The organism is Brachybacterium sp. NPDC056505, assembly GCF_042794925.1.
Taxonomy (GTDB): domain Bacteria; phylum Actinomycetota; class Actinomycetes; order Actinomycetales; family Dermabacteraceae; genus Brachybacterium; species Brachybacterium kimchii.
This window is the reverse complement of sequence record NZ_JBHTSV010000006.1, coordinates 26,008-39,953: the sequence shown is the minus strand read 5'-3', so window position 1 is coordinate 39,953 and position 13,946 is coordinate 26,008. Positions and strand designations below refer to the sequence as shown.

The following is a 13,946-nucleotide window of genomic DNA, read 5'->3' as shown; positions in this document are numbered from 1 at the left end:
TCGGGCACACGAGGCGTCGTCTCACTCGATGACCCTCCCGCCCGCATGGCGGACAGCGGTCTAGGCTGTCCCCGTACCCGTCGCTCTCGAGGATGCGTGCGACGACCGCCATCCGCACCGGAGGAGATTCCGTGACGCGTCCCGTCGTGCTCATCGCAGAGGAGCTGTCGCCCGCGACCCTCGAGGTCCTGGGGTCCGACGTCGAGATCCAGACCGTGGACGGCACCGACCGTCCTTCGCTGCTGTCGGCCGTCAAGGACGCCGACGCGATCCTGGTGCGCTCGGCGACCCAGGTCGATGCCGAGGTGTTCGCCGCCGCCGATCACCTCAAGGTCGTCGCCCGCGCGGGCGTGGGCCTGGACAACGTGGACGTGCCCGCTGCGACCGCCGCCGGCGTCATGGTCATCAACGCCCCCACCTCGAACATCGTCTCCGCCGCCGAGCTCGCGATCACGCTGATCCTCGCCTCGCTGCGCAACCTCGGCCGTGCCGACGCCTCCGTGAAGGCCGGCAAGTGGGAGCGCAAGCAGCTCACCGGCGTCGAGCTCCTCGAGAAGACCGTCGGCATCGTCGGCTTCGGCCGCATCGGCCAGCTCGTCGCCGAGCGCCTGCGCCCCTTCGGCGTGAACCTGCTCGCCTACGACCCCTACATCAACCACGCGCGCGCCGCCGACCTCGGCGCCCGCGTCGTCGAGCTCGACGAGCTCATGCGCACCGCGGACGTCGTCACCGTGCACATGCCGCGCACACCGGAGACCGTCGGCCTCATCGGCGCCGAGCAGTTCGCGATCGCCAAGCCCAACCTCCACGTCGTCAACGCCGCCCGCGGCGGCCTCATCGACGAGGAGGCGCTCTTCGACGCCCTCAGCACCGGCAGGATCGCCGGCGCCGGCCTCGACGTCTACTCGAGCGAGCCCCCGGCGAAGTCCGAGACCGCCGCGAAGCTGCTGGACCTCCCGAACATCACGCTCACTCCACACCTGGGGGCCTCCACCGCCGAGGCCCAGGAGAAGGCAGGCGTCGCCGTCGCCCGCTCCGTGCGCCTGGCGCTGGCGGGCGAGCTCGTGCCGGACGCCGTGAACGTCGCCGGCGGCGCGATCGACGACCTCGTGCGGCCCGGCATCGCCCTGGCCGACCGCCTGGGCCAGCTGTTCACCGCGATCGCCGCCGAGGGCCCGGAGCTGCTCGAGGTCGTGGTGCGCGGGGAGATCGCCACCCGCGACGTCACCGCCCTCAAGCTCTCCGCCCTGCGCGGCGTGTTCCGCCAGGTCGTCACCGAGCAGGTCAGCTACGTCAACGCTCCGGTCCTCGCCGAGGAGCGCGGCATCCGCGTCGACCTCGTCACCAGCGAGGACTCCGAGCGCTTCCGCAACGTGGTGCAGATCCGCGGCACCCTGCGCGACGGCCGCGTCGTCTCGGTCTCCGGCACCCTCTCGGGCACGGAGCAGTCGCAGAAGCTCACCGAGGTCGACGGCCTCGACCTCGACGTCCAGCTCAGCGACCACCTGCTGCTCATCACCTACCAGGACCGCCCCGGGCTCGTGGGCGCCTACGGCGCACTCCTCGGCGACGCCGACGTGAACATCGCCGGCATGCAGGTCTCCCGCCGCGGCGAGGAGCGCGGGGGAGAGGTCCTCGTGGTCCTCAACCTCGACCAGGGCGTCGACCAGGACCTCGCCGACCGCATCGGCGAGGCCGTCGGCGCGAGCGCCTCGCTCGCGGTCGACATCACCTACTGAACCCGCCCGGCGGGGCGTCGAGCGCCGACGCCCCGCCGGCACCACCGCAGATCCGACGAAGGAGAACGCAGGAGCCATGAGCAGCACGAAGAGCATCCGACTCGCCGTCATCGAGGGCGACGGGATCGGCCACGAGGTCGTCCCCGAGGGTCTCAAGGTGCTGCGCGCCGCCCTCCGGCCCGAGGGCGTCGAGGTCGAGACCACCGACTTCGACCTCGGCGCGGGCCGCTGGCACCGCACCGGTGAGACCCTGACCGACGAGGACATGGAGCAGCTCGCCGGGCACGACGCGATCCTGCTGGGAGCCGTCGGCGATCCCGACATCCCTTCCGGGATCCTCGAGCGCGGGATGCTGCTGAAGCTCCGCTTCGGCTTCGACCACTTCGTGAACCTGCGCCCCACGCGTCTCGCCCCCGGCGTCACCTCGCCGCTCGCCGACCCCGGCGACGTCGACTTCGTCGTGGTGCGCGAGGGCACCGAGGGCCCGTACGTGGGCAACGGCGGCACCATGCGAGAGGGCACCGACCTCGAGGTCGCCACGGAGGTCTCGCTGAACACCGCCGTGGGCGTCGAGCGCGTGGTCCGCTTCGCCTTCGACCAGGCCGAGGCGCGCCGCAGCAAGCTCACCCTCGTCCACAAGCACAACGTGCTCGTGAACGCCGGGCACCTGTGGCGCCGGATCGTCGAGAAGGTCGGCGCCGAGCACCCCGATGTCGCCGTCGACTACCTGCACGTGGATGCCGCGACCATCTTCCTGGTCACCGACCCCGCGCGCTTCGACGTCATCGTCACCGACAACCTCTTCGGCGACATCCTCACCGACCTCGCCGGCGCCATCAGCGGCGGCATCGGCCTCGCCGCGAGCGGCAACATCAACCCCACCGGTGCCTTCCCCTCGATGTTCGAGCCCGTGCACGGCTCCGCCCCGGACATCGCCGGCCAGCAGAAGGCCGACCCCACCGCGACGGTCCTCTCCGTCGCCCTCCTGCTCGAGCAGGAGGGATTCGCCGACGCCGCCGCCCGCGTGCGCGCAGCCGTCGACGAGGACCTCTCCCGCCGCGCCGAACTCGGCGCGCGCACGACCACGCAGATCGGCGACGCCCTGGTCGCGGGCGTATCCGGCGACGCGGCCGTACGCGAGGGCTGACGAGGGCACCCGCCCCCGTCCGCCCGCCCCGTCGGCCGCATCGGCGCCGCCGGCCTCTCCGCCGCACCGGCGCCACCGGCCCGTCGGCCGTCCCGTGCCCCGGCACATCGGCCGTGCCCGCGTCGCATCGCCCCCGCCTCGCCGTATCCTGCACACGTCGCCCCGAAGGAGTCCTTCCATGTCCCATCTCGAGTTCCCGCTCACCGAGACCACCCGCAGCCAGTCCGACGCGGACCGCGCGGCGGTGCTCGCCAAGCCCGGCTTCGGCGAGCACTTCACCGACTTCATGACCCACGCGCAGTGGACCGCCGACGACGGCTGGACCGGCGGCGAGGTCGTGCCCTTCGGCCCGCTCACGCTGAGCCCGGCCGCGGCCGTCTTCCACTACGCCCAGGAGATCTTCGAGGGCCTCAAGGCGTTCCGTCACGCCGACGGCTCCGTGTGGACCTTCCGTCCTGAGAAGAACGCCGAGCGCATGCAGCGCTCCGCCCGCCGTCTCGCCCTGCCCGAGCTGCCCACCGAGGACTTCCTCGCGTCGCTGAAGGCCCAGGTCTCGGCCGACGAGCCGTGGGTGCCCGCCGCCGGCGGCGAGGACTCGCTGTACATCCGGCCGTTCATGTTCGCCTCCGAGGCGTTCCTGGGGGTGCGCGCCGCACAGCAGGTCGACTACTACGTGATCACCTCGCCCGCGGGCGCCTACTTCCCGCGCGGCGTGCAGCCCCTCGTGGTCTGGGTCTCCGACAACTACGCCCGCGCGGGCGCCGGCGGCACCGGCGACGCCAAGTGCGGCGGCAACTACGCCTCCTCGCTGCTGGGCAAGAAGGAGGCCGCCGAGCACGGGGCCGACGAAGTCCTGTTCCTGGACTCCGAGACCCACACGACCATCGACGAGCTCTCCGGCATGAACGTCATGGCGATCACGAACGACGGGCGCATCCTCACCCCCGAGCTCACCGGCTCGATCCTCGAGGGCGTCACCCGCGACTCGATCCTGCAGCTCGCCCGCGACCGCGGCCTCGAGCCCGCCGAGCAGAAGATGAGCATGGACTGGGTGACTGACAGGATCACCAGCGGCGAGATCGTCGAGATGTTCGCCTGCGGCACCGCAGCGGTCATCAACCCGATCGGCGAGTTCCGCTCCCCGAAGGGGTCGTGGACCGTCGGCGACGGCGGCTCGGGCGAGATCACGCTGTCCCTGCGCGAGGAGCTCACCGGCATCCAGACGGGCACGGTCGAGGACCGCCACGGATGGCTGCACCGCCTCGCGTGACGACGGCGCATCGAGCGTGCGGCGCACAGAGGCGGGCGGCATGAGGGTCCTGGTCACCGGGGGCACCGGGTTCATCGGCGCCGCCGTGGTGCGCGAGCTGCGCGAGGCCGGGCATCAGGTGCTCGGCCTCGCGCGTTCGCAGCGCTCGGCCGACGCCCTCGCGGCCGCCGGCACCGAGCCGGTGCGGGGGAGCCTCGAGGACCCGACTGCCCTGCACGCCGCCGCGGGGCGGACCGACGCCGCGATCCACACGGCCTTCGACAACGCGAGCCCGCTGCGCATGCGCCGCGCCGCGCGCACCGAGCGCGCGGCCCTCGAGGCGATCGCCGCCGCGTTCTCCGGGAGCCCGCGGCCCCTGGTCGCGGCGGGCGGCTTCGCGCCCGTGCGGAGCGCCGGCCCCCTGATCACCGAGGAGGACAGCGCCTCCGACCGCGCGGGCCTGCTGGGCAGGAACGTCGAGCGCACGCTCATGCGCCTCGCCGCGGCCGGGACGAACGCCTCCGTGGTGCGGCTGCCGTGCGTGCACGGCGAGGGCGACCGCTTCACGCTGCCGCACCTCATCGCGCTCGCCCGCCGGCACGGCCGCTCGTCCTTCGCGGGCGACGGCGCGAACCGGATCCCCGCCGTGCACCACGTCGACGCCGCGCGCGTCTTCGTCGGCGCCATCGAGCGGGCGGTCCCCGGCGCGCGCTATGACGCCGTGGCCGAGGAGGGCGTCCCCTTCCGCGCCATCGCGGAGGCCATCGGCGCAGGGCTGGGTGTTCCGACCGTGAGCACGCGCGGCCTCGCCACGCTGCGGGCGTTCGGCGCGTACACGCCCTACGCGACCGCGGACCGGCCGGCCTCCAGTGCGATCACCCGTGAGCAGCTGGGCTGGGCGCCGACGGGTCCCGGCGTGCTCGCGGACCTGGAGCGGCCGGAGTACTTCGAGGGCTGACGGCGGGGCGAACTGACGGGCCGCTACGGGCGGAGGCCCGTGCTCACCCGTCGGACCTCGGCATGCCGTCGGACCATTCCGCCCGCGCCTCCGCGGCGCGGTCGGCGAGGGTCTCGCCGGCGCCAGCGTAGAGGTGGACGACGGTCGAGAGGCCCGCGCGCTCGAACTCGTCGACGTCCTCCGTGTACTTCGCGATCGCCGAGATCACGCGGCCCGGACGCTCGCCGCCCACCAGGCGCAGCTCGCCGAGGGCCCCGAGGTTCGCGGTCTGCGTGGGCATGGCGAGCACCACGACGACCACGCCGGCGTCCTCCCGCACCCGCAGCCAGAAGTCGCGGTCGGTCGCATCTCCCTCGACCACACGGAAGCCGTGGGAGCGCAGCGTGGTCACGAGCGCCGCGTCGTGCTCGACCCCGAGCACCCGGTAGCCGTGCACGTCACGCAGCTGGAGGTAGGCCATCCGGCCCACCCGCCCCATGCCGAGCACCACGGCCTCCGCGTTGGCCAGATCGATGGGCCGGTCGTCCCGGTGGAGCCGCTCGGGGGCATGCTTGGGCAGTCGCATCGCCAGGCGCGTGCCGAACGTGGTGGCCAGCGGGTTGCTCAGCGAGGACAGGATGAATCCACCGGTCACCGCGATCACCAGGGCGTTGAGCCACTGCGTGGAGAGCCATCCGGCCTGCACGCCGACCGCGGCGAGGATCAGTGCGAACTCGGAGTAGTTCGCCAGCAGCAGCGACGCGAGCACGCTCGTGCGATTGCGCAGCCCCAGCAGCCACAGCAGCAGCCAGTACACGGCCGCCTGCACGGGCAGCAGGAGCAGCAGGGAGAGCCCGTCGATGACGTCCCGCAGCGTCGGCACGCCCTCGAAGCCGATCTCCACGAAGAAGCAGACCAGCAGCAGCTCCTTGAGCGTGAACATGGTGCGGGCGAGCTTGTCGGCTCCCGTGTGCTTGGAGAGGATCACGCCCATCAGCAGCGATCCCAGCCCGCCCGAGAGGCCGAGGTACTCGAAGAGCGCGTACCCGGGCACGAGCGCCATGGCGAGCCCGAACAGCGCCCCCAGATCGCCGTCGCCCAGCCGGTGCCAGCGCCTCGTGATGACCACGAGCACCGGCACGATGACGAGCAGGCCCAGCGACCACGGGCTCGGCGCGCTGCCGGTGGAGACGGCGATCAGCACCACGGCGATCACGTCCTGCATGATGAGCACGCCGATGCAGATGCGCCCGTACAGAGACTGCTCGTCGTCGCGGTCGGCGAGGACCTTCAGCACCATGATCGTGGAGGAGAACGAGAGGACCAGCGCGAGCTCGAGCAGCTTGTGCAGGGGCTCCGGACCGGCGAGGCCGACGAGGCCCAGGACGGCGAGGAACACGGCGCCGATCACGGTCATGGCGAGCATGTGCGCGCCCGCCGTCAGCCACACCTCGACGCGCAGCAGCACGCGCAGGTCCAGGTGGAGGCCGATCGCGAAGAGCATGAGGGCCACGCCCAGGTCCGCGAGCATCGGCAGGGCGGAGAGCTCCGCGACGCCGATCGCGTGCAGCAGGAAGCCCGCGCCGAGGTAGCCGATGAGGGGCGGGAGCCGCAGCAGGCGTGCCAGCAGGCCGAGTCCGAAGACCACGACCAGGTAGGTCACCAGCAGCTCGCCCATGCCTCCATCTTCCCTTACGCGAGCGCTCGGCAGGAGACGAACCGCACACCGATCTCAGGGCGCAGGCGCGTCCGCGGCGAGGTGGGGACGGCGGTGGATCCCCGTCACCCGGCGTGCTGCAGCCCTGTCCGGTGACCGGCGCGCGCCGTCCCCGGTCGCTTCGAGAGATCCATGGCGCCCGCTCCGATGAGGGGCTGCGTCCGGGGATCCGGCACGATCATCTGCACCTCGGCGCCGGCTGCGCGCAGCTCCTCGACCTGCGCCGAGAGCTGCATGCTCCAGGCCAATGGATGACGGGAGCGCCCGCCGAAGGGGGAGAGCACCAGCACCCTCGCCATGCCGCGGGCAAGGTCGGCGTTCTCATTGCGCCGAAAGCCGCCGTCGAGGAACCAGCGGTCTCCGATCCGATAGGGGAGTCCGCTCGAGCAGCTCGCCGCGACCGCATCCACGAGGTCGACGCCCGCGTCGCGATCGAAGACGACGCCCTCGCCGCTCTCGGCGTCGAGCGCCGTGATCCGCAGCGGGACCTCCGGCCACCGGGACGAGGGCAGACGCCCGCCGACGATGCCCCGCCAGCGTCCGGTCCAGGCGTCGGAGCGAGCGTCCGGGAGGTCCAGCGCCGCGGCGCCCAGGAGTCGCCGCATGTGCGAGGCATCCTCCGAGGCGTCGATGATCCGCTGCGTGCGGGCCAGGTGATCCACGGGCGGAGAGGCCCGCGGCGCATCCGGTGCTCGGCCCTCCTGCGGGGGCGCGTCGCGCGGGCGAGAGGGCGTCGCAGCGGGCGGCGCTTCGAGGGCGGCCGCATAGAGCGAGGCGAGGTCGCCGGACGCCGCCTGGGCCGCGGCGGTCGCTCCCGCGGAGGTGCCGACGAGGAGGTCCGCGTCGGCCGCATCGAGGCCGCCGTCGCGGAGTCCCGCGAGGACGCCGATCAGCCAGGCGTTGCCCGTGGCGCCCCCGCCGCCGAGCACGATGCCCCAGGTGTCCGCCGTCGCGTGGGCAGGGATCGAGGACTCGGGTGCCATAGGGTGCTCCTTCGGATCGTCGGCGTCCCTGCCGGGGCCAGGGTCGGGCCGGCGGCGCGTGCACCGGCTGCCGCCCCGAAGTCGAGAGGCTCGGACTCAGGGCTCCCGGACGGCGTCGAGCGTACTCGGCTCGGCGACGTCGTAATGCAGGCCGAGCAGGCGACCCTCGGCCGTGAGGCTGACGCTCACCGTGGCGTCGACGCGCTCCCGACGCTCCCGCGCGGTGACCAGCGTGACCCGCGCGATCACGCGGGCCTCGGGCGTCCCGCGGCCGAGGCAGGCGCCGAACACCGGCTCCACGCCCGCCAGCACCGGCGCGGCGCCGCCCTCGCCCAGCGCGCGCCGCATGCGGGGGCTCGCGATCTCATCGAGGAGCTCGGCCTCGCCCGCCGCCGCGTGCTCCATCACCTCGACCGCGCGCGCGACCAGCGAGGGGTCAGGGGTCTCGGCCTCGGCGATGACCCGCCGGGGCGGGGAGGAGAAGCGCTTCTGCGCAGCCTGACGGGTGATGCCCAGGATGCTGCCGATGTGCGCCCACGAGGTTCCCTCGGCGCGCGCGGCGGCGACGAAGCGGTGCAGAGTGCGGTCCGCGGAGGCGACCAGCTGCGCCGCGGCCGCGAGCGATTCCTCGCCTCCCATCTCCGCGCTCCCCAGGGCGCTCGTGCACAGTGACGCGGAGAAGCGCAGCTCCTCGAGGAGCTGCGCCTCCGCGTCGGCCCCTCGGACCGGTCTCTCGGTGCTCACCCCTCGATCCCGCCGGATCCGGGCGCCGACGGGGCGGGGTCCGACGCGAGGGCGCTCGCAGGGGAGGCGTCCGACGGGACAGGCGCGGACGGCAGCCCTCGCACGATCGGTCGCCGTGCCCTCCACGGGACGATGACGGCGGCCGCGATCAGCAGCAGCACGACTCCGATGATCCCGGCCTGCGTGTCGATCAGCGGATTCAGGGCGGCACCGGTCGCCATCGTGCTGAAGATGCCGAGCAGTGTGGCGCCCAGCGCGTTCACCGCCGCGTGCGCCCAGGCCGAGGGGAGGGGACTGCCGCCCGCGCGGTCGGCTAGTCCGCAGAACAGCAGCGACATCACGATGCACGGGAGGATGAAGAACGGGATCGCGACGTAGCGGGCGACACCGGGGTAGTTGTACCCGATCGCCATCACCGGCGTGTGCCAGAGGGCCCAGATCACGCCCATCACGAGCGCGGCGCGCACCCGGCCCAGCGGGCGCAGGGCGGGCCACAGCCAGCCCCTCCATCCGATCTCCTCGCCGAGAGTCGCGAAGGCCGTGACGACCAGGCCGAAGACCAGGTTGAACGCCATGATCAGGACGAAGGCGACCGGCGGGATGTCGGCGCCCGTGAGGTCGGAGATCTGCTGGGTGCCGACGGCCAGCCAGGTGCCGCCGGTGAGATCGCCCGGGACGCCGCGCAGCACCGTGATCACGGAGGTCAGCAGGATCACGGCCGCGATGGCGACGATGCCGATCACCGACCAGGCGAGGATCCCGCGCCAGCGTCCGCGGAAGCGCAGACCCACGCGGGTGCGCCAGTTCGTCCTCTCCACGCCCTTGGCCATGATGATCGAGGCGAGGGCGGGGGCCCACATGCCCACGGCGATCACGAGGGTGAACAGCGGGTTCGCGATACCCCCGGGGAGGAACCAGAACGGCGCGGCGAACAGGGCGAAGATGCCGTAGGCGAGCAGGACGAACAGGCCCACGCGCTTCCACGGCACACGGTCGAGGACGACCGGCGGGACGATCCGCGGCGCCGGACGCTGCGGCGCTGCGGATGCATGAGGGACGGAATGCTCGGGTGCGGGGTTCTGGGCTGCGGAGCTCATGTCCTCGAGACTCCGCCGCCGACGACAGGGTGTCAACGTTTGGTGGACACTTCTGGCGGAAGGTCGGCGGAGGTCGAGACCAAAGGCGGAGGGGTGGCCGCCGGCGGCCGATGGGGTGAGGTCGCAGTGGGTGGAGAGGGCGAAGGTCAGCGCGTGCTCTCCGGTCCCAGATCCCGCACCCGCCACACGGTGTCCCGCGCATGGTCGCCCGACGGGTGCGGCTCCACGTGGTCCTCGACGAACCCCTCCCGCGCATAGAAGGCGGCGGCCCGGGTGTTGCCCGCGAAGTGTTCCGTGACGAGGCGCTGCGCGTCCCTCGGAAGTTGATCGATGATGCCCTCGACCAGGCGGGGGCCGAGACCATGACCGCGAGCCTCGGGCGCGAGATACAGCTTGTACAGCACGTGGTCCTCGCCCCGGCCTCCGCGCTCGGCGACGCCCACGATCCGGCCTGCGGCGAGGGCGATGACGTGGCGCCCCTCCTCGACCGATCGCGCGATGGCCTCTCGTGTCCACCAGCGGTCGACCTGATCCTGTGCGGCCCCCTCGCCGATGATCGGCCCGTAGTGGGCGGGGAGCATGTCGACCCCGAAGGTGTGGATCGCCTCGACGTCGTCCGGAGACGCGAGGCGGAGCTCGATCGGATCGGCGGTGGCTCCGTCGTGCAGTGGCGCGGACTCCGAGTCGGATCCGCTCTGGTGCGGGGTTGCGTCGGCCGCGGGGGCTGGCGGCGTGATCGGATGCGAGAACTCGAGGGTCACTCCGGGAAGCGCCGTGAGGGCGACCGAGGCGGAGCGCTCTCCGAAGTCCATGTCCTGTGGAGTGCGCACCGCCTGCGCTCCGCGGTCGACGGCGGCGGTGAATGCCTCGTCGACGTCATCGGCCGCGAGGTGCAGGACGATGCCCGAGGACGTCGATTCGCCGTCCGCCGGGGCGTTCAGCCACAGCGGTATCCCTGTGGGGGGTGTGAGGGATGCGAACGCGCCGAAGTCGGCCTCGATCTCCCAATCGAGAATCGAGTGCAGTGCGGCGGCTGCGGACGAGGGTTCGGTGACGATCAGGGTCAGGGCGCGTATGTCATCGGTCATGGGCTCGCTCTCTGTCTCGTCTGCGGGGTCTCTGTTCAAATGCTAGCAATCTATAAGATTGACCGGAAGGAATCCCGTGGCGCCGCCGCCCCGTCGGCCCTAGCGTTGCGCCATGACCACTTCGTTCGACGAGCTGCTGCGGATCGGCGCGGAGGCCGACGTCTCCGGCTGGGACTTCTCCTGGCTCGACGGCCGCGCGACCGAGCAACGCCCGCCGTGGCGCTACGCACGACGGCTAGGCGAGCGCCTCGAGAGGGCGTCTGCCTCGCTCGACATCCAGACCGGCGGGGGAGAGGTGCTCGCCCAGGCATCGAGGTTCCCGCTGCTCGCAGTCGCCACGGAGTCCTGGCCGCCGAACATCGCGCGCGCCACGGCGCTGCTGCATCCGCGCGGGGTCGCCGTGGTCGCCGACCCCGATGAGCCGCCGCTGCCCTTCGCCGACGGCGCCTTCGACCTGGTCACCAGTCGGCACCCGGCCACGATCCACTGGGGCGAGATCGCCCGTGTGCTGCGACCCGGAGGGACCTACTTCGCCCAGCACGTCGGCCCCGCGAGCGCCTTCGAGGTCATCGAGTTCTTCCTCGGACCGCTGCCGGAGCAGCGCCGTGGGCGCGATCCCCAGGTCGAGGCCGACCAGGCCCGAGCCGCCGGTCTCGAGGTCGTCGACCTGCGCACCGCGCGGCTGCGCATCGAGATCTTCGACGTCGCCGCCGTGGTCTACCTGCTGCGGAAGGTGATCTGGTGGGTCCCCGGCTTCACCGTCGACGCCCACCGCGAACGCCTGCGCGACCTGCACGAGCAGATCCGGTCCGACGGCCCCTTCGTCGCCCACTCGAGCCGTCACCTCATCGAGGCCCGGAAGCCCTCGCGATCCCCCTCGGAGGATGATGTCGAGAACCGTCCGGCGGCTCCGACCCCTGCATGACAGCGGCGGCCGACGGCCGCCCCGCACAAGGAGGATCCACATGGCCCGATACCTGCTCCTCAAGCACTACCGCGGCGCCCCCGAGGGGGTGAACGACCACCCGATGGACACGTGGACACCCGACGAGGTCACGGCGCACCTCCGGTACATGGACGACTTCATGGACCGGCTGCGCGAGAGCGGCGAGTTCGTCGCCACCGGCGCGCTCGCCGACGAGGGCCTGTGGGTCCGATACGGCGGCGAGGGGAAGCCCCCGGTCACCGACGGCCCCTTCCCCGAGTCCAAGGACCTCATCGCCGGCGGGATGGTCATCGACGTCGAGAGCCGCGAGCGCGCCATCGAGCTCGCCGCCGAGCTCTCGGCGGAGCCCGGCAAGGACGGCCTGCCGATCCACGAATGGCTCGAGGTGCGCCCCTTCCTCGGCGAGGGCACGCCCGCCGAGGACTGAAGGTCCTGCCGTGGGTCCCGAGGGAGGAACGCGCCCGCCGATCGATGATCGGCGAATCCGCGAGCTGGTCCCCGCGACGATCGCTGCGATGCGACGTCGCGGGGCCGACTTCGCCGACGCCGAGGACGCCGTCCAGGAGGCACTCGTCCAGGCGCTCGAGCGCTGGCCACGGGAACCGCCGCGCGATCCCGCCGCGTGGCTCGTCACCGTCGCGTGGCGACGCCATGTGGATGCCGTGCGCTCCGCGTCCTCCCGCCGCAGGAGGGAGGACGCGGACCAGGCGCTCAGCACGAGGCAGGCGGAGGACCGAGCGCACACGGATCCCGGCGTGACGACGTCCGGTGCCCAGGGCCTCGACGACACCCTCGAGCTCTTCTTCCTGTGCGCCCACCGTGCGCTCAGTCCGTCCGCCGCCGCTGCTCTCACCCTCCGCGCGGTCGGCGGCCTGACCACGAGACAGATCGCTGCCGCCCACATGGTTCCCGAAGCCACGATGGCCCAGCGCATCAGCCGCGCCAAGCGCACGATCGCCGGACGCCGGCTCGATGCGCCCGGCGACGTCTCCACCGTGGCGCAGGTGCTGTACCTGATCTTCAACGAGGGATACCGGGGAGAGGTCGACCTCGCGTCGGAGGCGATCCGTCTGGCCCGCCAGCTGCACCGCGCCGTGGATCATCACGAGGCGGCCGGGCTGCTGTCGCTCATGCTCCTGCACCATGCCCGGCGTCCCGCCCGGTTCGCCGCGGACGGCGGCCTGGTACCGCTCGCGGACCAGGACCGCTCCCTGTGGGACGCCCGCGGCATCGCCGAGGGCGTGGGGATCCTCCAGCGCGCCCTCGCGCACGACTCGCTCGGTCCTTTCCAGGCCCAGGCGGCCATCGCCGCGCTGCATGCGGACGCCCGCACCGTCGAGGAGACCGACTGGGTGCAGATCGTCGGCTGGTACGACGACCTGCTGGCACTCACCGAGAGCCCCGTGGTGGCGCTGAACCGCGCGATCGCCGTGGGGGAGGCCGACGGCGCGCTCGCCGGCCTGGCCGCACTCGCCGAGGTCGCCGAGGACGTGCCCCGCCGCACGGCCGCCGCCGCATACCTGCACGAGAAGGCGGGGCGGACCGAGCTCGCCGCAGAGCTCTACGCTCGTGCCGCGCGGAATGCGGGCAGCCTGCCTGAGCGCGAGCACCTGCTGCGCCAGGCCGCCCGCCTCGGCGGCGGTGATGCTCGGGCGACCTCCGACCGACGCACCGCGACGCGCCCTGACGGCGTCGTCTAGGCTCGGCCGCATGACGCAACTCGTGCTGACCGCGATCGGTGAGGATCGCGAAGGACTCGTCTCCGCCCTGGCCCGCGTGGTCGAGACCCAGGGAGGGAACTGGCTCGACAGCCAGTTCGCCCGTCTCGCCGGAACGTTCGCGGGCATCGTCCTCGTGGAGATCCAGGAGGAGCGCGCCACGGCGCTCGAGGCCGCCGTGGCGGACCTGCTCTCCGAGGTCGGATGGAGCATCGAGGTGACGCGCGCGCCGGAGAGCGCCTCCGATGCGCGCGGTCGCGCACCCGGCTCCGCCGCGCCCGACGAGCAGCCGCTGCGCGTCCACCTCCTCGGCCAGGACCGTCCCGGGATGGTCCATCAGGTCAGCCGCGCGCTGGCCGAGCAGGGCGTGAGCATCGAGTCCTTCCGCTCCTGGACACTGGACGCCCCGGAGGGCGGCGGGGTGCTGTTCGAGGCCGAGGCACTCGTGCGCCTGCCCGGCGCCGACGGGGAGACGGGCGACGTCGAGATGGTGCGCGGCGTGCTCGAGCCGATCGCGAACGACCTCATGGTCGACCTGGATCTCGAGGACGCCGCCGCGCCGACGGGCGCCTGACCTCCGC

13 protein-coding genes are annotated in these 13,946 nt (G+C 72.7%); 8 read left to right on the top strand and 5 right to left on the bottom strand.

Annotated features, from left to right (window positions below; translation table 11 throughout):
* Positions 1-131 precede the first annotated feature (131 nt).
* The 4 genes from serA (at position 132) to ACFQ53_RS06030 (ending at position 5,093) form a co-directional block, all read left to right on the top strand.
* The gene (gene serA / locus ACFQ53_RS06045; RefSeq protein WP_377856795.1) at positions 132-1,739 is read left to right on the top strand and encodes a phosphoglycerate dehydrogenase; all 1,608 of its coding nucleotides are present in this window, start codon (positions 132-134) and stop codon (positions 1,737-1,739) included.
* 76 nt (positions 1,740-1,815) lie between these two features.
* A complete protein-coding gene (locus tag ACFQ53_RS06040; RefSeq protein WP_377856792.1) occupies positions 1,816-2,886 on the top strand; it encodes a 3-isopropylmalate dehydrogenase in 1,071 nt (356 codons plus the stop codon).
* Positions 2,887-3,064: 178 nt separating this feature from the next.
* Positions 3,065-4,156, top strand: coding sequence for a branched-chain amino acid aminotransferase (locus tag ACFQ53_RS06035; RefSeq protein WP_377856789.1), 1,092 nt, complete (start codon positions 3,065-3,067; stop codon positions 4,154-4,156).
* Positions 4,157-4,196: 40 nt separating this feature from the next.
* Positions 4,197-5,093: an NAD-dependent epimerase/dehydratase family protein gene (locus ACFQ53_RS06030; protein ID WP_377856786.1), complete on the top strand. Its 897-nt coding sequence runs from the start codon at positions 4,197-4,199 to the stop codon at positions 5,091-5,093.
* 43 nt (positions 5,094-5,136) lie between these two features.
* Here the strand turns inward: ACFQ53_RS06030 and ACFQ53_RS06025 are convergent, their stop codons facing one another.
* From ACFQ53_RS06025 to ACFQ53_RS06005, 5 genes are all read right to left on the bottom strand, one after another.
* Positions 5,137-6,750 carry a cation:proton antiporter gene (locus ACFQ53_RS06025; protein ID WP_377856783.1) on the bottom strand — a complete coding sequence of 538 codons (1,614 nt, stop codon included), beginning with the start codon at positions 6,748-6,750 and terminating at the stop codon, positions 5,137-5,139.
* A gap of 104 nt (positions 6,751-6,854) precedes the next feature.
* On the bottom strand, positions 6,855-7,772 hold the full coding sequence (locus tag ACFQ53_RS06020) for a patatin-like phospholipase family protein (protein WP_377856781.1): 918 nt from the start codon (positions 7,770-7,772) through the stop codon (positions 6,855-6,857).
* A 96-nt stretch (positions 7,773-7,868) separates the two neighbouring features.
* Positions 7,869-8,516 carry a hypothetical protein gene (locus tag ACFQ53_RS06015; protein ID WP_377856778.1) on the bottom strand — a complete coding sequence of 216 codons (648 nt, stop codon included), beginning with the start codon at positions 8,514-8,516 and terminating at the stop codon, positions 7,869-7,871.
* Complete coding sequence (locus ACFQ53_RS06010) at positions 8,513-9,613, bottom strand: CPBP family intramembrane glutamic endopeptidase (RefSeq protein WP_377856775.1); 1,101 nt, start codon at positions 9,611-9,613, stop codon at positions 8,513-8,515. The genes ACFQ53_RS06015 and ACFQ53_RS06010 overlap by 4 nt, the downstream gene beginning before the upstream one ends.
* A 146-nt stretch (positions 9,614-9,759) precedes the next feature.
* Positions 9,760-10,701, bottom strand: a complete 942-nt coding sequence (locus ACFQ53_RS06005; RefSeq protein WP_377856772.1) for a GNAT family N-acetyltransferase — start codon at positions 10,699-10,701, stop codon at positions 9,760-9,762.
* 112 nt (positions 10,702-10,813) lie between these two features.
* Here ACFQ53_RS06005 and ACFQ53_RS06000 point away from each other — a divergent pair, with 112 nt between their 5' ends.
* From ACFQ53_RS06000 to ACFQ53_RS05985, 4 genes are all read left to right on the top strand, one after another.
* Positions 10,814-11,626 carry a class I SAM-dependent methyltransferase gene (locus tag ACFQ53_RS06000; protein WP_377856769.1) on the top strand — a complete coding sequence of 271 codons (813 nt, stop codon included), beginning with the start codon at positions 10,814-10,816 and terminating at the stop codon, positions 11,624-11,626.
* Positions 11,627-11,666: 40 nt separating this feature from the next.
* Complete coding sequence (locus ACFQ53_RS05995; RefSeq protein ID WP_377856766.1) at positions 11,667-12,074, top strand: YciI family protein; 408 nt, start codon at positions 11,667-11,669, stop codon at positions 12,072-12,074.
* An 88-nt stretch (positions 12,075-12,162) separates the two neighbouring features.
* Positions 12,163-13,347 carry an RNA polymerase sigma factor gene (locus ACFQ53_RS05990; protein WP_377856763.1) on the top strand — a complete coding sequence of 395 codons (1,185 nt, stop codon included), beginning with the start codon at positions 12,163-12,165 and terminating at the stop codon, positions 13,345-13,347.
* 10 nt (positions 13,348-13,357) lie between these two features.
* Positions 13,358-13,939 carry a glycine cleavage system protein R gene (locus ACFQ53_RS05985; RefSeq protein WP_377856760.1) on the top strand — a complete coding sequence of 194 codons (582 nt, stop codon included), beginning with the start codon at positions 13,358-13,360 and terminating at the stop codon, positions 13,937-13,939.
* Positions 13,940-13,946 lie beyond the last annotated feature (7 nt).

Coding starts and splice junctions, on each gene's coding strand:
- ACFQ53_RS06040 (WP_377856792.1), top strand. CDS start 1,816: ATGAGCAGCACGAAGAGCATCCGACTCGCCGTCATCGAGGGCGACGGG.
- ACFQ53_RS06035 (WP_377856789.1), top strand. CDS start 3,065: ATGTCCCATCTCGAGTTCCCGCTCACCGAGACCACCCGCAGCCAGTCC.
- ACFQ53_RS06030 (WP_377856786.1), top strand. CDS start 4,197: ATGAGGGTCCTGGTCACCGGGGGCACCGGGTTCATCGGCGCCGCCGTG.
- ACFQ53_RS06025 (WP_377856783.1), bottom strand. CDS start 6,750: ATGGGCGAGCTGCTGGTGACCTACCTGGTCGTGGTCTTCGGACTCGGC.
- ACFQ53_RS06020 (WP_377856781.1), bottom strand. CDS start 7,772: ATGGCACCCGAGTCCTCGATCCCTGCCCACGCGACGGCGGACACCTGG.
- ACFQ53_RS06010 (WP_377856775.1), bottom strand. CDS start 9,613: ATGAGCTCCGCAGCCCAGAACCCCGCACCCGAGCATTCCGTCCCTCAT.
- ACFQ53_RS06005 (WP_377856772.1), bottom strand. CDS start 10,701: ATGACCGATGACATACGCGCCCTGACCCTGATCGTCACCGAACCCTCG.
- ACFQ53_RS06000 (WP_377856769.1), top strand. CDS start 10,814: ATGACCACTTCGTTCGACGAGCTGCTGCGGATCGGCGCGGAGGCCGAC.
- ACFQ53_RS05995 (WP_377856766.1), top strand. CDS start 11,667: ATGGCCCGATACCTGCTCCTCAAGCACTACCGCGGCGCCCCCGAGGGG.
- ACFQ53_RS05990 (WP_377856763.1), top strand. CDS start 12,163: ATGCGACGTCGCGGGGCCGACTTCGCCGACGCCGAGGACGCCGTCCAG.
- ACFQ53_RS05985 (WP_377856760.1), top strand. CDS start 13,358: ATGACGCAACTCGTGCTGACCGCGATCGGTGAGGATCGCGAAGGACTC.